This window comes from Providencia sp. LY12 (genome assembly GCF_057621555.1).
Window position 1 is genome coordinate 2,295,567 of the sequence record NZ_CM172594.1, and the last position, 18,173, is coordinate 2,313,739.

Consider the following 18,173-nt stretch of genomic DNA (forward strand, 5'->3'; position numbering starts at 1 on the left):
ATATTCCTATTTGTAAACTATATAACTCATTAATCTTAATTAATGATTATTTGAAGTTAAACGGTATTTTTTCAATTGCACCGCTATTCATTAATTGAGCTTGCTTGATAGCGTCTGAGTAATGCTTTCGACAAACTGAAATATACTTTTCATTCCCGCCGATATCCACTTGATCCCCCTCATATACTGGGATGCCATCACCACCAATCCGTAAAACTTTATTTGCCTTACGTCCACAGTAGCAGACGGTTTTTAACTCAACGAGTTTATCTGCCCATGCTAATAAATATTGGCTTCCTGCAAACAACTCTCCGGAAAAATCCGTTCGTAAACCATAACAGAGTACCGGAATGTCTAAATTATCGACGACATCACATAATTGCTCTACTTGCTGTTTTGTCAGAAATTGGCATTCATCAATAAGTACGCAATGTACTTTTTGAGCATTATTCTCGTTTTTGATAATTTTTGCCATATTCGTTATAGGCGAAAATAATAACGCATCCGCAGATAAACCGATCCGCGAAGATACCTTACCTTGACTGAAGCGGTTATCGATTTCAGCGGTAAAAATCAGCGTACGCATTCCACGTTCGTGATAGTTATAGGAAGATTGTAATAATGAAGTCGATTTACCCGCATTCATCGCAGAATAATAGAAATATAGCTGTGCCATTGGGCGGTTCCCTAAAAAATAATATTCGCGAATACTTTAGCATAAAGGTTTTTTAAGATTAACTTAAACCTATGTAGATAAGTAAGTGTATGAATTTCCATCCATCACTATGTTAAATTAGTTCCTTTAGATCACACACCATCTGTGTTGTAGACAATTAATCTCAAACTGATATTAACTTTATCTGGTATAGATATTGGCACATATTGCTAAGTTTATTCTGTCAAAAAAAGAAAATTTCCGTTAAAGACATCCATTGATACATCGACAAACAAAAGGTAATGGTTATCACTAGGCTATTAATATAAATTTTAGTGACATTTTCTAATTACCTTTTTTCATTAGTACCGTTATTGATAATAGAGCAATTTATAGCAACGAAAATTTTTATAATTCTTTTGTAAAAAAATTGCATTCGTTAAAGATAACTTTTAAACTACCGAAGTAATTTAGCTATTGCAGAATTTAAAATAGCACTCTATTATTACTGTACACATGCCAACATATAAAATTGAGACCAGGAAAATGAGCGAATCATTAAAAGCATTAAATAACATCCGTACGCTTCGTGCTCAAGCACGAGAAGTCACTTTAGAATCTTTAGAAGAAATGCTGGAAAAATTAACTGTCGTTGTTGACGAACGTCGTGAAGAAGAAAGCCAAGCTCGCGCTGAAGTTGAAGAACGTAATCGCAAACTGGAAAAAGTTCGCGAAATGATTTTAGAACAAGGCGTAGATTTAAATGACCTTCTGCAAACTATGGATTCTGGTAAAAGCACCAGCACTCGCGCTAAACGTGCTGCTCGCCCAGCAAAATATAAATATGTTGATGAGAACGGCGAAACTAAAACTTGGACAGGCCAAGGTCGTACTCCAGCAGTAATTAAAGTTGCAATCGAAGAACAAGGCAAATCTTTAGACGATTTCTTAATCTAATATTGATAACCTTCCAAATTCTAAACACCCTTTTTATAAGGGTGTTTTTATTTATAGTAGCCTTGTTATTATCCATTTATCATCTCCTCTGTTTCAATCCCCCCTCATCTATTTCTAATCAAAAAGAGTGATACAAAATATACGTTAAAGTAAAGTTACGTAATCTAATCAAGTGATATTCTTTAATCTCCTCCTAGCCCACTACACTAATTAATTTACACGCCACACGGGTTATATCGATTTATATTATATAACTGACATTTAATGACACTTAAAATCTGAGTACTCCTTTTTACATATTTCTATAAAATGCCCATAAAAAAAGCTAACCATAAAGGCTAGCTTTTATCTGTACAACAAAGATTCGTATTTTAATTAGATTTCGATGATGAACCTAAATTAGCGGCTAACTCTTTAATCCACGCGGAAAAATCATTTCCTAGTGTATCGTGTTGCATACCATATTCTACAAAGGCTTTCATGTAACCTAATTTATTTCCGCAGTCATGGCTTTTACCACATAAGTGGTATGCTTCAACGGGTTCCTTATTTTCCATCATTAATGCGATAGCATCCGTTAATTGGATTTCATCGCCAGCACCCGGTGCTGTTTTCGCTAATGCATCCCAAATCTTTTCGGATAATACATAACGCCCTACAATAGATAAATTGGATGGTGCTTCATCACGCTTCGGTTTCTCAACCATACGGGAAATCGGTTTACTATCGCCCGGATGTAAAGTCACACCGTTACAATCCACAATCCCGTAGTTAGAAACATCGTCTTCTGGTACTGGCTCGACTAAAATTTGGCTAGCTCCAGTAGTTTCGTAGTGTTCTAACATCTCTTTGAGGTTAAATTTCGTTAAATCGGTGCTATAGCGATCTAAAATAACATCCGGAAGGATTACGGCAAAAGGCTCATCACCCACCAATGGTTTCGCACATAAAATAGCATGACCTAAACCTTTAGCAATGCCTTGGCGTGTTTGCATGATAGTCACATGACTTGGGCAAATGGATTTCACTTCATCCAACAATTGGCGCTTAACTCGCGCTTCTAAGATGGCTTCAAGTTCAAAGCTGGTATCAAAGTGGTTTTCAATAGAATTTTTAGATGAATGTGTCACTAGCACAATTTCATTAATTCCTGCAGCAATACACTCATTAACCACATATTGGATTAAAGGCTTATCAACAACTGGTAGCATCTCTTTAGGAATTGCTTTCGTCGCTGGAAGCATACGTGTTCCTAAACCTGCTACAGGGATTACCGCTTTACGCACCTTGCGTTTGATCATCTCGAGAACTCCAAAAATTTAATAAGCACCGTTTATATTTTCAATAAACTATACTGGCGCGTTTTTAGTGCGCGCCAGTATATCAGGATTCATTATTGAATAAATAGAGATGGGTTCGTTTAGGATAAATAGAACCTAGATCCATTAAATAAGTGCATTATTTCTGAGCATAGGGATTAAACATTAACTTGATTTTTTGATTCGAATTATGAATAAGACACTTCCAACTCTCACCTTGAAAGTCTAATCGATTTGAATGGTATGTTTTTAGCGTACCTAGCGGGACATTTCGCGCGAGATGGTAATGATGCTGCTCCGTCGTAATATTGGCTTCCAGTCCTGCACTCGCCAAAATCACATTTTTAGATTTGGTATTAAAGTAACCGAGTAACAATGGAAACTGACCTGAAAAGCCAGAATCTTCCAGTAAGTGATTTATTTGATTAATAATGTTATCAATTTGAGGTAATTTTTTATCTCGGTTGTTCACCGCACTTTTTAAGAGGTCATTAAACACAACACGAATTAAAAACGCCGCCATCACCCCTTCTTGTGGAGAGCGTTCTATATCAATGCAATAAAATCCGATTTGCTCCTCAGATATTGCCGCGATATCCAACAGCAACCCAAAACGATTCGCTTCATTTAATTGTCTATAGTTTATCTTATAGCCATTTATAACCTGCGCGACTGGAGGCTGTAATTGTTTCAAGATGGCTAACATATCCAACTTGTCATTATTCAAAATGTTCGAAATATTCTGGATTTCATTTTCAATGAGTGTTTCAGAGTCATATTGCTCTGGATACAGTGCCGCATGAATCGTCACTTTCACTTCATCAAGATTTTTTATTGGCTTTAACAAAGCATCTTTCGCACCAAGACGAAACATTCTATCTAATTGCGTGAAGTCCGTAGTTGCTGAAATAACAATCACAGGTACATTAATATTACGCTCCACCAGCTCCGCCATAAATGATTCACCATTCATGATGGGCATGTTGAGATCACAAAGAATGACATCGGGAATCACATTTTGTTGCGTGATCAGTTCAAGTGCAAGCGCGCCGTTGTCAGCGATGTAGACTTCTGTTTCTAAACTTTCGAGGTATTCACGAAGAATAGTACAAAAAATTTTTTCATCTTCAACTATGAGTATTTTTCTATTTTTCATATCATACCTACCACGACAACCCTGGTTTCATAAGTAATATATTCTGACGCCAATAGTCATATTATAAAATCATTAACGACTATATTTTTTAAGTATAGTTATTTTATCGAGAAAAGAATGAGCCAATCTTTAAAAAATAATTGTAGTTGCGGTCATCCTTTGCCGTTTGACCAATGCTGCTCTCCGCTGTTGCTTGGGCTGGTTATTGCTGAAACGCCAGAGCAATTAATGCGCTCACGATATAGCGCTTATGTCCATCACAATGTAGATTACCTCATCAAAACGTGGCACCCAGATTGCCAAGCACAAGAGTGGCGAGAAGCTATCTTAGATAGTTTTGAACAAACTGAATGGCTGGGACTGCGAGTCATTAGTTCTTCTCATGCTAAAAATCCTGACGAAGCTTATGTCGAATTTTCGGCTTGCTTTATTGATGAAAAAGCTGATCATAAACAGCTTATTCACGAACGTTCCCGTTTTCTTCGCATTGATGCACAGTGGTATTACATTGACGGAATAACACCAAAAGTTGGGCGCAACGATGATTGCCCATGCGGCTCAGGAAAAAAATTTAAGAAGTGCTGCGATAGTTATTAATTCTCTGTTTATCAATTCGTATATTCATTGCATAAATTACGATTAGCCTAAATTATTAGGCTTTAGTCAGTTAAGGATTAGACAGTTCCATGCAACACAAAAATGTACAGAAAAAAATTCTCAGAACCATTTGTCCTGATGCAAAAGGATTGATCGCTAAAATCACCAATATTTGCTACAAACACCAGCTGAACATTATCCAAAATAATGAGTTTGTTGATCACCGTACTGGTCGTTTCTTCATGAGAACGGAACTGGAAGGGATTTTTAACGATGAAACCTTACTGGCAGATTTAGATGATGCATTACCAGAAGGCTCTAAGCGTGAATTAAACTCTGCAGGACGTCGCCGCATTGTTATTATGGTCACAAAAGAAGCGCACTGCCTTGGTGATCTTCTGATGAAGAGTGCTTACGATGGGTTAGATGTCGATATTGCTGCCGTTATCGGCAACCACGACACCTTGAAAAACCTTGTCGAGCAGTTTGGTATTCCATTCCATCATATTAGCCATGAAGGCTTAACGCGCGAACAGCACGATGAGAAACTCACGGCTCAGATTGATCAATATCAGCCTGACTATGTTGTCCTTGCTAAATATATGCGAGTGTTGACCCCCGCTTTTGTTCAGCACTACCCTAATCAAATTATTAATATTCACCACTCATTCTTACCGGCATTCATAGGCGCACGTCCTTATCACCAAGCTTATGAGCGTGGCGTTAAGATCATTGGAGCAACCGCTCACTTTGTGAATGATAATTTGGATGAAGGTCCAATCATCACGCAAAACGTTATCAATGTGGACCATACATTTACTGCGGATGATATGATGCGTGCAGGCCGCGACGTTGAAAAGAACGTACTGAGCCATGCTTTATATTGGGTATTGGCACAGCGCGTCTTTGTTTATGGCAATCGAACCATTATTTTATAACAGAGCGTATCGGTTATTAATTGTAGTAATTTGTTGATTTATCACGCATTGAGATTAAAAAATCAGCATTCAGACATTTTTTTTCAATTAATACTTTACAGGGGCGCGTCATTTGATATGATGCCGCCCGCTGTGAACGATTACAGCAATTCAAAATCTGGTGGGATACCCAAGCGGCCAAAGGGAGCAGACTGTAAATCTGCCGTCACAGACTTCGAAGGTTCGAATCCTTCTCCCACCACCATCTAAGCAACGTCTTTTCCAAGTTTATCAACTACCCCAATAAATCGATTTAATACACTTGAATGTGATTTTGATTTATAAATGTAACAGTCACTTTTATCCAAAAGTCCATTTAATGAAACATAGATCAGCGATCTATCGATCAGCTCATCCTCAGGATAATAGTCAATAATCCCGATAAAATCACCGTCTTGAATGAAACTCTGACAACACCCAATATTATCCATCTGTCGTATACTGGATTTATTCTCTGCGGTTTCAACTTTAGCCAGCAAGTCACTCATCAGTGAGCTTTTATAAAATGAGGGATCGCATAGCCAAGTACTTTGTTGTAGTAAGACTACAACATCATGATTAAATTTCTCGTATAACTCTTTTCTACAATAAATACCTAAAGGCGCATTCTCTATTTTTTTTTGTAATGAAAACCTTTCACTGATGACTAATTCAGAACTTAAAATTAAAGTATTTCCATCATAATCGACAATTTCATCTACCTCATCATAGTTAAATCTTAATATATTAACCTGTACATTATTCTTATGTGCTGCCTGATATAAATTAATTAGATGATTTTCCTTCCCCCAGTCATAATAAATATTAGCTTCATTGACAATATAACCAGAAAAATGTTTTTTCGTTATTTCTTTCTCCTGCAAGTAGAGATCTCTAAGATCGTTATAAAGTTCTTGGCCATCCTTAGTTAATGTCATTCCAAATTTTTCTCGTTTAAAAAGCCGTTTACCCAAACTCGTTTCAAAGTCTTTTATGGATTTTGCGATGGGGGGTGTCGTGCGATTCATCACCCTTGCAGCCTTGCTTAGCGAGCCATTCTCAACAACTGCCATAAACGCCTCTAATTTTCTTGAAAAGAACATATCTATGACCCCATTCTATTTATTGAAATGTAAACCAACATGATTATTTTAAATAACAGCATGTTGATTAACCCATAATCTTCCACATCAAATAAAAATTTAAATAAATTTTTTGATTTGATGATTAACAATATTTCATAAAAGTATTTTTATAATTTCCAACATAGCAAAGCAATATATTATATTGTTTCATTTGATTATTTTTTATTGCCCCACCATTAAATCACATTAAAATATAAATAACCAACTGACTTTAAATGAACTTTTCAGTAGTTGATTATAAAACTAACAAACATTTTTTAATTAACAGCTATAGATATATTATTATTAAAAATTAAAGTTCCCTAATAAATTATCCGCAATTATATAAACAAAAAATATTTAATAGTTACACTATTGTTAGCATCTGATAGAATCCCCTCAGTCATATTCAAAGCAATGGGTGATAAGTAACCATGAAATTTATTTCGTTCAACATTAATGGCCTAAGAGCACGTCCTCATCAACTGGAAGCGATTATTGAGAAGCACCAACCTGAAGTCATTGGGCTACAAGAAACAAAAGTCCACGATGATATGTTCCCTTACGAGGAAGTCAGTAAATTAGGCTACCATGTTTATTTTCACGGTCAAAAAGCCCACTATGGCGTAGCATTACTCCTGAAAAATGAACCACTAGCCGTTAGAAAAGGCTTTCCAACTGATGATGATGAAGCTCAGCGCCGCATCATCATGGCTGATATTCAAACCAGCGAAGGGATTCTGACAGTCGTCAATGGTTACTTCCCTCAAGGAGAAAGCCGTGACCACCCAACCAAATTCCCAGCAAAAGAAAAATTCTATCGTGATCTGCAAGATTACGTAACATCAACGCAAACCACGGATTCCCAATTGCTGATTATGGGTGACATGAACATCAGCCATACCGATTTAGACATCGGTATTGGTGAAGTTAACCGTAAGCGTTGGTTGAAAACCGGAAAATGCTCATTCTTACCTGAAGAACGTGAATGGCTGGATAAACTACTGAGCTGGGGGCTTGTTGATACTTACCGTGAGCAGCATCCAGATACCACCGATTGCTATTCATGGTTCGATTACCGCTCCAAAGGCTTTGACGATAATCGCGGTCTGCGCATTGACCTTCTGCTGGCCTCTAAGAAACTCGCCAGCCGTTGTAGCGCAACGGGTATTGATTACGACATCCGTGGTATGGAAAAACCGTCTGACCACGCACCTGTTTGGGCTGAGTTCGACCTGACGAAGTAATCCTGAGTCTCTCTTTATAGGGCATAATCATATGCCCTATGCTTTCCCCTAGATATCCTTCCTACCCAAATTACTACTTAGCGCACTCAAGTTTAGAAATCCACTGCACCTATTCTGACGGTGACGATTTTTTCCCTTTACTCGCACTCGCTTTTTTCGTGCCCTTCTTTGCCCCTTTATTATTGGCAACAGGTGGCAATTCACGAAATGCGCGCAAGTTTGTGTATTGACGAGCTTGCTGAATTAAGTTGATTAACGTCTGGCTCAACGGCTGCATAAAATCATCGTAACGCGTCTGTTTTTCGCTGATCTGCGTTAACCTTGACTCCCAGTGAGCCGTCATATCGGGCAAGGTCGCCATATCGGGTAAAACGTGGATCAGCGCTCGCCCAGCGGGGGAGGCGTGAATATAGCGCCCTTTTTTAAACAGAAATTGACGCTTAAACAGTAAATCAATAATCCCCGCTCGCGTCGCTTCAGTTCCTAAACCATCCGTTTCACGCAATACTTTTTTTAATGCTTTATCCTGCACAAAACGGGCGATCCCAGTCATCGCAGACAGCAGCGTTGCATCGGTGAATGGGCGAGGTGGCTGAGTTTGCCGTTCGACCACTTCCCCTTTTTCACATAAAAGCTCATCGCCTTTTTTCACGATAGGCAATGGCATGCCATCATTTTCCGCGTCACGCTCTTTCCCGCCTAACACGACTCGCCATCCTGCTTCCGCAAGAAAACGCGCTTTGGCATTAAACTTGCCGTTTTCAATGTCTAAATCGATAGTGCATTTGCGGTAAACCGCATCCGCCATAAATTGAATAATGTACTGACGAGCAATCAACTGGTAAACATTGCTTTCATTTTCAGTTAAACGCACGGAGGCTGTTTTAGCGGTCGGAATGATGGCATGGTGAGCATCCACTTTTTTATCATCCCAACACCGATTTTTCTTATCCAGTTCGGGTAATTCAAATTCAGTTAATGCGGGTTGGTGTACTGCAATCGCATTTAATACCGCATGACGCCCTGCAAAATGTTCGTCCGGCAAATACCGGCTATCCGAACGCGGGTAAGTGATAAGCTTATGGGTTTCATACAGTTTTTGACAAATATCCAGCACCTCTTGGGCACTTAAACCGTATTTTTTGGCAGCTTCAATCTGCAAAGCGGATAATGAAAATGGCAATGGTGCAATCTCGGTTTCCTGCTTATCTTGGTATTGCGTGACAATCGCCGGTTTACCTTCGATGCGAGAAACCACATGTTCCGCCAATGGACGATGAATTAAACGCCCTTCTTCATCTTGAAAATCGATGCAAGATTCACTTGGCTGCCAAATTGCCACAAAGCGCTCATCTTTAGGTGTGACAATATGTGCTTTAACTTCAAAAAAGTCTTTTGGTACAAAGTGTTCTATCTCTTCGTCGCGCCTAACCACCAACCCCAATACGGGAGTTTGTACGCGCCCAACAGAGAGAACCCCTTGGTAACCACCTCGCTGCCCTAATAAGGTATAGGCACGAGTCATATTGATTCCATACAGCCAATCTGCACGAGCGCGGGCTAATGCAGAAACGCATAGTGGGATAAATTCACGGTTTTCACGTAAACGATCAATCGCTCGCTCAACAGCTTGAGGGTTCAAGTCGTTAATTAAACAGCGCTTCACGCTTTTACGTTTTTCGGGATCAAGCTTGAAGTAATCCAGCACCTCATCCACCAGAAGTTGCCCCTCTCTATCGGGGTCTCCTGCGTGGACAACGACGCTGGCTTGCTTAAGGAGTGTGTCGATAGTGTTTAATTGTTTGGTTACTGCGGAACGGGGCTTCAATTGCCACTTTTCAGGAATGATTGGCAAATCTTGTAAGTTCCAACGGGCATAACGCGGATCATAAGCATCCGGTTCAGCCTGTTCTAAAAGATGCCCAATGCACCACGTGACCATCTGGTCATCGCCACATTGAATAAAACCATCCCCTTTACGATGAGGTTTTGGCAGTACATCCGCAATGGCCCGTGCAAGACTAGGCTTTTCCGCAATAAACAAACGCATAGATTAATCGATCACTTCAATTAAAGGCACACCGCTTTGTGCAGGTAATAAGGTACCGACAGACTGTAACAAAACACCTTGCTGCTGTGCAATCTCTTTAATTTTAGCCACTTCCGATGGTTTAATCGCGATTAGAAGCCCGCCTGACGTTTGTGGATCACACAACAATTTGCGTTGTAGGTCGCTCATTGGTCCAATTAAGTGACCGTAGCTATCAAAGTTGCGTTGAGTTCCACCCGGTACGCAGCCTGCTTCAATATATTTTTCCACATCAGCAAGTTTTGGTACTTTACTAAAGGCGATCTGAGCACGAACACCAGAACCTTCGCAGATCTCACTTAAATGCCCTAACAGACCAAAGCCCGTTACGTCCGTCATTGCCGTTACACCTTCTAGAGGAGCGACAACCGCGCCGAACTTGTTCATTTGGCACATAGTTTCCGCAGCAAGGTGCGCATGTTCTGGTGCTAATACGCCTTTTTTCTCAGCCGTAGTCAGCACGCCAATACCCAGCGGTTTGGTTAGGAACAGTTCGCAATCTGCGCACGCTGCACTGTTTTTCTTCACGTAATCTGTGTTTACGACCCCTGTCACCGCTAAACCAAAGATAGGCTCTGGTGAATCAATGGAGTGGCCGCCTGCCAGTGAAATTCCGGCATCCGCACAAGCAGCACGCCCACCTTCAATCACTTCGCGAGCCACTTCTGGTGGTAATTTTTCAATCGGCCAGCCTAGGATCGCAATTGCCATAATTGGCTTACCGCCCATCGCAAAAATATCGCTGATGGCATTCGTTGCCGCAATACGCCCGAATTCAAATGGGTTATCCACGATAGGCATAAAGAAGTCAGTGGTACTGATAATGCCGATGCCATTGCCTAAATCATAAACTGCGGCATCATCTTTGGTTTCATTTCCCACTAATAAATGAGGATCATGAAATTTAGCTTGTTCAGTATGTAAAATTTGCTCTAATACTTTTGGTGCGATTTTGCATCCGCAGCCAGCACCATGGCTATATTGGGTCAATCTAATTTTTTCTGTCATTGTCTGTCTCTTTAAAAATAGGTCACAAAACCTGTCATATCCGGTTGTTGAGCTTTTACAGGTGCTTTTAATTCTGGTGTACCTAAATAAAGAAAACCGACGATATGGTCATTTTCTTCACAACCTAATCCTTCACGCACGATAGCATCTTCCGTCCATGAGCCTGAACGCCAAATACCGCCAAAGCCTTGTGCTAAAGCGGCCATTTGCATCGCTTGTACGGTGCAGCTTGCGGCAACGATTTGTTCCCACTGTGGCACTTTGGGATGATCTTTCACTTTCGCAATCACGGTAATGATAAGCGGCGCACGAAATGGTGCATTACGCGCTTTTTCTTCAACTTCCGTGCCTAGCTTGCCTTCTACGGCTGCTTTTTCAAGTAGTTGGCTAAAGCGAGCGATACCTTCTCCTTGCATAACAACAAAGTGCCATGGCTTTAACGCTCCGTGGTCTGGCGCTCTCATTCCTGCTGCAAGAATATTGTCGAGTTGTTCGCCTTGTGGCGCGGGAGTGGTTAAGCGTGAAGCTGAACGGCGGTTCAACAAAAGGGTTAATGCATCCATATTGATCTCCGATTAAGAGTAAGCTGATGTAGTGCTCAGCAAAATAGAAATACTATCGGGCTATTGTACAACGCCCACAATGGTTTTGTTATGAATAATCCTGTATTACATTATTTGGTATCTGTCATCGTTTGATACTGTATAGGATTAAATCTATTGATTAATCTATCTATTAATCATCTGTCAAATAGATGATATTCTAAATCATTCGCGCGTCATCTTATGCCGCCATCTTGATTGATATCCTCACACTGGAGAAAAAATGCGACAACTCTGGGATATTTTCGCCACTGTTTTTAAGTTTAGCTGGCGAGTCATTAATTTCATTCGACAATTTGTTTTCAACGCAATTTTCTTCGTGTTGTTATTTTTAGTGATCGGCGGTTATTTTCTCTTGCAATCCGACAACGAACCAGAAAAAAACTATTTTGGTGCACTGGTTGTTGATCTACAAGGGATTGTTGTTGACCAAGTCTCTTCCCCAGATCCTTTCGGACGTATGAGCCGCGAATTACTTGGTACCTCCAATAACTTAATGCAAGAAAACTCGCTATTCGATATCGTCGATACCATTCGTACCGCCGCTGACGATGACCGCATTACAGGTCTAATACTACGTTTAGATAATCTGGTTGGCGCGGATCAACCCTCCATGGCATACATCGGTAAAGCGATTGAAGAGTTTAAAGCCTCTGGGAAATCAGTCTATGCCATGGGCGATAGCTATACACAAGCTCAATATTATTTAGCGAGCTTTGCAGATGAAATTTATCTCGCACCCCATGGCGCCGTGGGTATTTACGGTTTCTCAACGGATACCCTGTATTACAAATCGTTATTAGAAAAACTCAAGGTAAGCACCCATATTTTCCGCGTTGGTACCTACAAATCTGCGGTTGAACCGATGATGCGTGATAATATGTCACCTGAAGCCCGTGAAGCTAACCTGCTTTGGTTAAATACCTTGTGGGATAACTATTTAGGCTCTATCGCAGAGAATCGCCAATCTAAAGCAGAGCAAATCTTCCCGGGAGCGGATAAACTCATTGCACAACTTCGCGCAGCCAAAGGTGATACTGCGCAATATGCTTTACAGCAAAAATTAGTGGATAAGATCTACACCCGCGAACAAGCCGAAAATGTGTTCTCTAATCAGTTTGGTTGGAATAAAGAAGATAAAACATTCAATGGCATTAGCATCTATGATTACTCCACTAAAATTGCCGATACCAGCAACAGCGACGGCAATATTGCAGTCATCGTAGTACAAGGTGCCATCATGGATGGTCCGCAAACTCCCGGTATTGCTGGTGGCGAAACCCTAGCAGCTCAAATCCGTGATGCCCGTTTAAATGAAAACATTAAAGCCATCGTATTACGTGTTAATAGCCCTGGAGGAAGTGTCAGCGCTTCTGACCTGATCCGCAGTGAATTAGCCGCAGCCCGCGCAGCGAAGAAACCTGTCGTCGTATCAATGGGTGGCATGGCCGCATCAGGCGGTTACTGGATCTCAACACCAGCTGACTACATAATTGCAAGCCCAAGCACCTTAACAGGTTCTATCGGTATCTTCGGTGTGATCAATACCTTTGAAAACTCATTAGAATCCATTGGCGTTTATACTGACGGTGTTTCGACTTCACCATTAGCGGGCGTTTCTGTCACTAAGGGGATCAGTCCTCAATTTTCCGATATGATGCAAATCACCATCGAAAATGGCTACCAAACCTTTATTGGCTTAGTCGCTCAATCTCGCCATAAAACACCGGAAGAAATCGATAAGATTGCCCAAGGTCGTGTTTGGATTGGTAAGGATGCGCTGAAGATTGGTTTAGTTGATGAACTTGGTGATTTCGATGATGCCGTCGCAAAAGCCGCCGAATTAGCGAAAGTAAAATCTGTCGAGCTGGATTGGATGCAACCTGAACTTTCCTTTATGGATCAGTTGATCCTTGAACTGACTAGCAACGTTCAAGTCATGATGCCTGATGCATTGCAAACATTCCTACCGCCAGCAGTCGCTACTGATATTCGCCGCCAAGCTCAGTTTTTCTTAAAAATGAACGATCCACAAAATCGTTACGCATTTTGCTTAAACTGCGCAGAAATTAACTAATTATTCATTTCCACCCATGGCTCCCCTCTTAAAGCAACCGTAGGGGGGCTGCCATTACACGGTGAATGACGCTAGCGTAAACTGAAGTTTCCATCACAACAATCTGCAATATCTTGTTTTATCCATAGATTATCTCCAGTAAATAAGCCAAAATCCTTATAATCCAAATTATTCACACACTGAATTTCTTATTCATACAGAACTTCGTCTGTCATCGTTAGGTAACAAAATGCAGAAGAAATCGATTTATGTCGTTTATACGGGTGGCACCATCGGCATGCGCCATTCTCCTCAAGGCTATATTCCTGTTTCTGGTCACCTACAGGCACAATTAGCCCAAATGCCTGAGTTTCATCGCCCTGAAATGCCAACATTTACGATTCGTGAACACCAGCCATTAATCGACTCTTCGGACATTACACCGGAAGATTGGCAAAATATCGCCGATGACATCAGTGAAAATTACGATAAATATGATGGTTTTGTGATCCTACATGGCACTGATACCATGGCATTTACCGCTTCTGCGCTCTCCTTTATGTTTGAAAACTTGAAGAAGCCCATTATTGTGACAGGGTCACAAATCCCGCTGGAAGCCCTACGTTCCGACGGGCAAACCAACCTGCTTAATGCGCTTTATTTAGCGGCAAACTACCCGATCAACGAAGTGGGTTTATTCTTCAATAACAAACTGTATCGCGGTAACCGCACAGTAAAAGCGCATGCTGATGGTTTCGAAGCGTTCACTTCGCCAAACTGCTCTCCACTGATGGAAGCCGGTATTCATATCCGTACATTCAATGCCTGCCCTGCACCGATTGGCATTGGGGAATTAAAAACTCATCGCATTACCCCGCAACCTATTGGAGTTGTCACGCTCTACCCTGGATTATCCATTGAAATCGTAAGAAATATTCTTCAACAACCGGTTAAAGCGCTAATCTTGCGCTCTTACGGTGTCGGTAATGCTCCTCAGCAACCCGAGCTTTTACGCATCCTTCGTGAAGCAACTTCTCGCGGCATTATTGTCGTCAACCTCACCCAATGTATTTCTGGGCGTGTAAATATGGAAGGTTACGCCACAGGACATGCATTAGCAGAATCTGGAGTGATCAGTGGTTTTGATATGACTTTTGAAGCCGCATTGAGTAAATTACATTACTTACTAAGCCAAGATTATACCTCTGAGCTTATTCGCGAATTAATGCAAAATAACCTGCGTGGTGAATTAAGCTACGCTGATGAATAAGCTATAACTTACTGAGAAGAAAGATGAAATCAGCATTACTGTTAGTAGACTTACAAAATGATTTTTGTACTGGTGGTGCTCTCGCTGTAAAACAAAGCGAACAGGTTATTGAAACCGCTAACCAAGTTATTGAGCAATGCCAAAAACAGGGTATCACGGTGATCGCCAGCCAAGATTGGCATCCAGAAAACCATCTCAGTTTTGCCGTGAACTCTGGCCAGCCTATTGGTGCCCTTGGTGAACTTAATGGATTGCCACAGGTTTGGTGGCCAGTTCACTGCGTGCAAGGCTCCCATGGTGCTGATTTTCATCCAGAGCTTAATCACCAAGCTATTCAAAAGGTATTTACTAAAGGTGAAAATCCGCAAGTCGATAGCTACAGTGCCTTTTTTGATAATGACAGAGTCAGTCAAACAGAGCTGCATACATGGCTTCAGCAACAACAAATCAGCCATTTAATGATTATGGGCATTGCGACGGACTATTGTGTGAAATTTACTGTACTGGACGCACTGAGGCTGGGCTATCGTGTTGATGTGCTAATGGATGGGTGCCGTGGCGTTAATTTAGCCCCTGAAGATAGCCAGAAGGCTTTAGCGGAAATGCAGAGTGCGGGGGCTAGTCTAATCACATCATCCCGCTAGAATGCTGTAGTAACTAGCCATGATATAGGTTTGAAATTCGCCCCGTTAGCTGACGGGGCGAGATACTGACTTAGTCGTTATCCTGCGGTTTCAATGTCGCAAGTCTATTCCCTTGGAAAAGCGCTTTTAACTCTTGTTTGCTCTTCATGGTAATTTGACCGTCAGTACCGACCGTCATGTGTTCCGCATCATGGTTATGGCGTGACTGCCATAGCATCACCATCTGCAAAGTATTTTCTTTCTGCTCTGGCGTTAATGCCACACCATCTGGCCATTTACCTAACTCCACTGCAGTCACTAAACGCTGGTAAATTTCAGGGGTCATGACAGACAGCAATTGATCTATTTGTTGTGCATCCATTTCTACGCTCACGTTACGCCTCATCACATCAATCTAGTGGCAATCTCGATAATTATTCTTGCGGTGTTATATCTATAGTGTATTTTGAATAACTAGCTGAATCGTTATTGCCAAATGTATTTTGACACTTCAGCAAGCTTCAGCACGTTATCCTAGGGTCTTTTCACCCGTTTGGTCATCCGTAAAACTTAGCGATGCTGAATTTATGCAGTAACGCTGTCCTGTTGGTTGTGGGCCATCAGGAAATACATGCCCAAGATGCGCATTGCAATTACCACAACGCACTTCTATTCGATGCATACCGTGAGAAAAATCTTCGATAAATTTTATCAAACTTTCATCAATCGGTTGAAAGAAACTCGGCCATCCGCAGCCTGCATCAAATTTGGTCTCAGAAAGGAATAAAGGGGTTCCACAACAGAGGCATTCATACACGCCATCTTTACGGTTATGCAATAATTGGCCGCTAAACGGGGGCTCTGTGCCAGCGTGTTGTGTAACATGCAGCTGGACTTGGTTAAGCTTTGATAAATCAATAGCTTGCTTATCTTTATTCGACATTGATTACCTACTTTTTTTCAAAAAGATGCGCATTAAAACGATTTTGCATCCATTTCAAGCAACAAAAACTTAACAACGCTCAGTGGAAAACTATTCTAGACTATTAAGGTTAGAACTTTACGGTTTGATTTGTGATGAGCCTCACATATATCACTGATGGATGGTTTCATTATGCTGAACAATCCCGATAATACGTGCGGCTGTATTTGCTGCTGAAGTGACTGACAAATATGCAGATAGTGGTATCAGAATTGATTTTTTTCAATAATTGACACGATTCCGCTTGACGGCTGGCAAGGTTTTGGTAACTTTAAGTACATCTTAATTCACGAAATAAAATAGCTGGTGGAAATACTATGACTATCAAAGTAGGTATTAATGGTTTTGGTCGTATCGGCCGTATCGTTTTCCGTGCTGCACAAGAGCGTTCTGACATCGAAATCGTTGCTATCAACGACCTGCTCGATGCAGAGTACATGGCATACATGTTGAAATACGACTCAACTCACGGTCGTTTCAACGGTACTGTTGAAGTTAAAGATGGTCACTTAGTTGTTAACGGTAAAAAAATCCGTGTTACAGCAGAGAAAGATCCTGCAAACCTGAAATGGAACGAAGTCGGTGTTGATGTTGTTGCTGAAGCAACTGGTATCTTCCTGACTGACGAGACTGCTCGTAAACACATCCAAGCAGGCGCGAAGAAAGTTGTGTTAACTGGTCCTTCTAAAGATGACACTCCAATGTTTGTTATGGGCGTTAACCACAAAGCTTACGCAGGTCAAGAAATCGTTTCTAACGCATCTTGCACAACTAACTGCTTAGCTCCACTGGCTAAAGTTATCAACGACAAATTTGGTATCGTTGAAGGTCTGATGACTACTGTTCACGCAACCACAGCAACTCAAAAAACTGTTGATGGTCCATCTCACAAAGACTGGCGTGGTGGTCGTGGTGCTTCTCAGAACATCATCCCATCTTCAACTGGTGCTGCTAAAGCTGTAGGTAAAGTTATTCCTGAGCTGAACGGTAAACTGACTGGTATGTCTTTCCGTGTTCCAACTCCTAACGTTTCTGTTGTTGACCTGACTGCACGTCTGGCAAAACCAGCAACTTACGCACAAATCTGTGACGCTATCAAAGAAGCAGCAGAAGGCGAGCTGAAAGGCGTTCTGGGTTACACTGAAGACGACGTTGTATCTACCGATTTCAACGGCGAAAAACTGACTTCAGTATTTGATGCTAAAGCAGGTATCGCTCTGAACGACAACTTTGTGAAACTGGTTTCTTGGTATGATAACGAAACTGGCTACTCTAACAAAGTTCTAGACCTGATCGCTCACATCTCTAAATAAGCGTTGTTAAGTAATCAGTGTGACTGAGCCGCCTTTTGGCGGCTCTTTTGTATCTTTCATACATTCAAAATTAAAGCTCAGCTCAATATACTCCAAGCTGCGTCCCCCACTCCATTCAATGCCACTTGCAGTATCGTGAGTTTGTTATATTGTTATTTCTAGTTACTGCCCTATTTATAGGCGCTGTTCTATTTATAGTCGCTGATTTAGGTCGTGATG

17 protein-coding genes and 1 tRNA gene are annotated in these 18,173 nt (G+C 41.1%); 9 read left to right on the forward strand and 9 right to left on the reverse strand.

Annotation, left to right across the window (positions count from 1 at the left end; all coding sequences use genetic code 11):
- Window positions 1-46 precede the first annotated feature (46 nt).
- Window positions 47-676, reverse strand: coding sequence for a thymidine kinase (locus ACY3ZI_RS10835; RefSeq protein ID WP_036956500.1), 630 nt, complete (start codon window positions 674-676; stop codon window positions 47-49).
- Window positions 677-1,201: 525 nt separating this feature from the next.
- On the opposite strand from ACY3ZI_RS10835, the gene hns reads away from it, so the two are divergent.
- The gene (hns, locus tag ACY3ZI_RS10840; RefSeq protein ID WP_006661675.1) at window positions 1,202-1,612 is read left to right on the forward strand and encodes a histone-like nucleoid-structuring protein H-NS; all 411 of its coding nucleotides are present in this window, start codon (window positions 1,202-1,204) and stop codon (window positions 1,610-1,612) included.
- Window positions 1,613-1,983: 371 nt separating this feature from the next.
- Here hns and galU read toward each other — a convergent pair whose 3' ends face one another.
- A complete protein-coding gene (gene galU, locus ACY3ZI_RS10845; protein ID WP_487375152.1) occupies window positions 1,984-2,913 on the reverse strand; it encodes a UTP--glucose-1-phosphate uridylyltransferase GalU in 930 nt (309 codons plus the stop codon).
- A 157-nt stretch (window positions 2,914-3,070) separates the two neighbouring features.
- Complete coding sequence (gene rssB / locus ACY3ZI_RS10850; protein WP_487375153.1) at window positions 3,071-4,087, reverse strand: two-component system response regulator RssB; 1,017 nt, start codon at window positions 4,085-4,087, stop codon at window positions 3,071-3,073.
- A 117-nt stretch (window positions 4,088-4,204) separates the two neighbouring features.
- On the opposite strand from rssB, the gene ACY3ZI_RS10855 reads away from it, so the two are divergent.
- From ACY3ZI_RS10855 to ACY3ZI_RS10865, 3 genes are all read left to right on the forward strand, one after another.
- Window positions 4,205-4,684: a YchJ family protein gene (locus ACY3ZI_RS10855; RefSeq protein ID WP_108478069.1), complete on the forward strand. Its 480-nt coding sequence runs from the start codon at window positions 4,205-4,207 to the stop codon at window positions 4,682-4,684.
- Between the two features lie 89 nt (window positions 4,685-4,773).
- A complete protein-coding gene (purU, locus tag ACY3ZI_RS10860) occupies window positions 4,774-5,622 on the forward strand; it encodes a formyltetrahydrofolate deformylase (protein WP_036956491.1) in 849 nt (282 codons plus the stop codon).
- Window positions 5,623-5,781: 159 nt separating this feature from the next.
- Window positions 5,782-5,866, forward strand: a tRNA-Tyr gene (locus ACY3ZI_RS10865).
- Between the two features lies 1 nt (window position 5,867).
- Here the strand turns inward: ACY3ZI_RS10865 and ACY3ZI_RS10870 are convergent.
- Complete coding sequence (locus tag ACY3ZI_RS10870; RefSeq protein ID WP_211885730.1) at window positions 5,868-6,743, reverse strand: LysR family transcriptional regulator; 876 nt, start codon at window positions 6,741-6,743, stop codon at window positions 5,868-5,870.
- A 455-nt stretch (window positions 6,744-7,198) separates the two neighbouring features.
- Here ACY3ZI_RS10870 and xthA point away from each other — a divergent pair, with 455 nt between their 5' ends.
- Window positions 7,199-8,011 carry an exodeoxyribonuclease III gene (gene xthA / locus ACY3ZI_RS10875; protein WP_036956487.1) on the forward strand — a complete coding sequence of 271 codons (813 nt, stop codon included), beginning with the start codon at window positions 7,199-7,201 and terminating at the stop codon, window positions 8,009-8,011.
- Between the two features lie 109 nt (window positions 8,012-8,120).
- On the opposite strand, the gene ACY3ZI_RS10880 is transcribed toward xthA, so the two are convergent.
- Genes ACY3ZI_RS10880 through ACY3ZI_RS10890 form a run of 3 tightly spaced genes read right to left on the reverse strand, consistent with a single transcriptional unit; the run spans window position 8,121 to window position 11,671 of the window.
- Complete coding sequence (locus tag ACY3ZI_RS10880) at window positions 8,121-10,061, reverse strand: DNA topoisomerase III (RefSeq protein ID WP_487375154.1); 1,941 nt, start codon at window positions 10,059-10,061, stop codon at window positions 8,121-8,123.
- Between the two features lie 3 nt (window positions 10,062-10,064).
- Complete coding sequence (gene selD, locus ACY3ZI_RS10885) at window positions 10,065-11,108, reverse strand: selenide, water dikinase SelD (RefSeq protein ID WP_211885734.1); 1,044 nt, start codon at window positions 11,106-11,108, stop codon at window positions 10,065-10,067.
- An 11-nt stretch (window positions 11,109-11,119) separates the two neighbouring features.
- Window positions 11,120-11,671 carry an NAD(P)H nitroreductase gene (locus tag ACY3ZI_RS10890; protein WP_487375155.1) on the reverse strand — a complete coding sequence of 184 codons (552 nt, stop codon included), beginning with the start codon at window positions 11,669-11,671 and terminating at the stop codon, window positions 11,120-11,122.
- 262 nt (window positions 11,672-11,933) lie between these two features.
- Between ACY3ZI_RS10890 and sppA the strand changes: the two genes are divergently transcribed.
- The 3 genes from sppA to pncA all read left to right on the forward strand — a co-directional run bounded on the left by sppA (window position 11,934) and on the right by pncA (window position 15,680).
- Window positions 11,934-13,787, forward strand: a complete 1,854-nt coding sequence (sppA, locus tag ACY3ZI_RS10895) for a signal peptide peptidase SppA (protein ID WP_154637566.1) — start codon at window positions 11,934-11,936, stop codon at window positions 13,785-13,787.
- Window positions 13,788-14,016: 229 nt separating this feature from the next.
- Window positions 14,017-15,036, forward strand: coding sequence for an asparaginase (gene ansA / locus ACY3ZI_RS10900; protein WP_036956478.1), 1,020 nt, complete (start codon window positions 14,017-14,019; stop codon window positions 15,034-15,036).
- A gap of 23 nt (window positions 15,037-15,059) precedes the next feature.
- Window positions 15,060-15,680 (forward strand): bifunctional nicotinamidase/pyrazinamidase, encoded by a 621-nt coding sequence (gene pncA / locus ACY3ZI_RS10905; protein WP_487375156.1) that lies wholly within the window; start codon window positions 15,060-15,062, stop codon window positions 15,678-15,680.
- Window positions 15,681-15,750: 70 nt separating this feature from the next.
- On the opposite strand, the gene ACY3ZI_RS10910 is transcribed toward pncA, so the two are convergent.
- Together ACY3ZI_RS10910 and msrB are read right to left on the reverse strand one after the other, a co-directional pair.
- On the reverse strand, window positions 15,751-16,041 hold the full coding sequence (locus ACY3ZI_RS10910) for a YeaC family protein (protein ID WP_211886418.1): 291 nt from the start codon (window positions 16,039-16,041) through the stop codon (window positions 15,751-15,753).
- A 147-nt stretch (window positions 16,042-16,188) separates the two neighbouring features.
- Window positions 16,189-16,602, reverse strand: coding sequence for a peptide-methionine (R)-S-oxide reductase MsrB (msrB, locus tag ACY3ZI_RS10915; protein ID WP_036956472.1), 414 nt, complete (start codon window positions 16,600-16,602; stop codon window positions 16,189-16,191).
- Between the two features lie 356 nt (window positions 16,603-16,958).
- Here msrB and gapA point away from each other — a divergent pair, with 356 nt between their 5' ends.
- A complete protein-coding gene (gene gapA / locus ACY3ZI_RS10920; RefSeq protein ID WP_006658762.1) occupies window positions 16,959-17,954 on the forward strand; it encodes a glyceraldehyde-3-phosphate dehydrogenase in 996 nt (331 codons plus the stop codon).
- The last annotated feature ends 219 nt before the right edge of the window (window positions 17,955-18,173 follow it).

Excerpts from the sequence above, each read along its gene's own strand:
- ACY3ZI_RS10835 (WP_036956500.1), bottom strand. The coding sequence starts at position 676 with ATGGCACAGCTATATTTCTATTATTCTGCGATGAATGCGGGTAAATCG.
- hns (WP_006661675.1), top strand. The coding sequence starts at position 1,202 with ATGAGCGAATCATTAAAAGCATTAAATAACATCCGTACGCTTCGTGCT.
- galU (WP_487375152.1), bottom strand. The coding sequence starts at position 2,913 with ATGATCAAACGCAAGGTGCGTAAAGCGGTAATCCCTGTAGCAGGTTTA.
- rssB (WP_487375153.1), bottom strand. The coding sequence starts at position 4,087 with ATGAAAAATAGAAAAATACTCATAGTTGAAGATGAAAAAATTTTTTGT.
- ACY3ZI_RS10855 (WP_108478069.1), top strand. The coding sequence starts at position 4,205 with ATGAGCCAATCTTTAAAAAATAATTGTAGTTGCGGTCATCCTTTGCCG.
- purU (WP_036956491.1), top strand. The coding sequence starts at position 4,774 with ATGCAACACAAAAATGTACAGAAAAAAATTCTCAGAACCATTTGTCCT.
- ACY3ZI_RS10870 (WP_211885730.1), bottom strand. The coding sequence starts at position 6,743 with ATGTTCTTTTCAAGAAAATTAGAGGCGTTTATGGCAGTTGTTGAGAAT.
- xthA (WP_036956487.1), top strand. The coding sequence starts at position 7,199 with ATGAAATTTATTTCGTTCAACATTAATGGCCTAAGAGCACGTCCTCAT.
- ACY3ZI_RS10880 (WP_487375154.1), bottom strand. The coding sequence starts at position 10,061 with ATGCGTTTGTTTATTGCGGAAAAGCCTAGTCTTGCACGGGCCATTGCG.
- selD (WP_211885734.1), bottom strand. The coding sequence starts at position 11,108 with ATGACAGAAAAAATTAGATTGACCCAATATAGCCATGGTGCTGGCTGC.
- ACY3ZI_RS10890 (WP_487375155.1), bottom strand. The coding sequence starts at position 11,671 with ATGGATGCATTAACCCTTTTGTTGAACCGCCGTTCAGCTTCACGCTTA.
- sppA (WP_154637566.1), top strand. The coding sequence starts at position 11,934 with ATGCGACAACTCTGGGATATTTTCGCCACTGTTTTTAAGTTTAGCTGG.
- ansA (WP_036956478.1), top strand. The coding sequence starts at position 14,017 with ATGCAGAAGAAATCGATTTATGTCGTTTATACGGGTGGCACCATCGGC.
- pncA (WP_487375156.1), top strand. The coding sequence starts at position 15,060 with ATGAAATCAGCATTACTGTTAGTAGACTTACAAAATGATTTTTGTACT.
- ACY3ZI_RS10910 (WP_211886418.1), bottom strand. The coding sequence starts at position 16,041 with ATGGATGCACAACAAATAGATCAATTGCTGTCTGTCATGACCCCTGAA.
- msrB (WP_036956472.1), bottom strand. The coding sequence starts at position 16,602 with ATGTCGAATAAAGATAAGCAAGCTATTGATTTATCAAAGCTTAACCAA.
- gapA (WP_006658762.1), top strand. The coding sequence starts at position 16,959 with ATGACTATCAAAGTAGGTATTAATGGTTTTGGTCGTATCGGCCGTATC.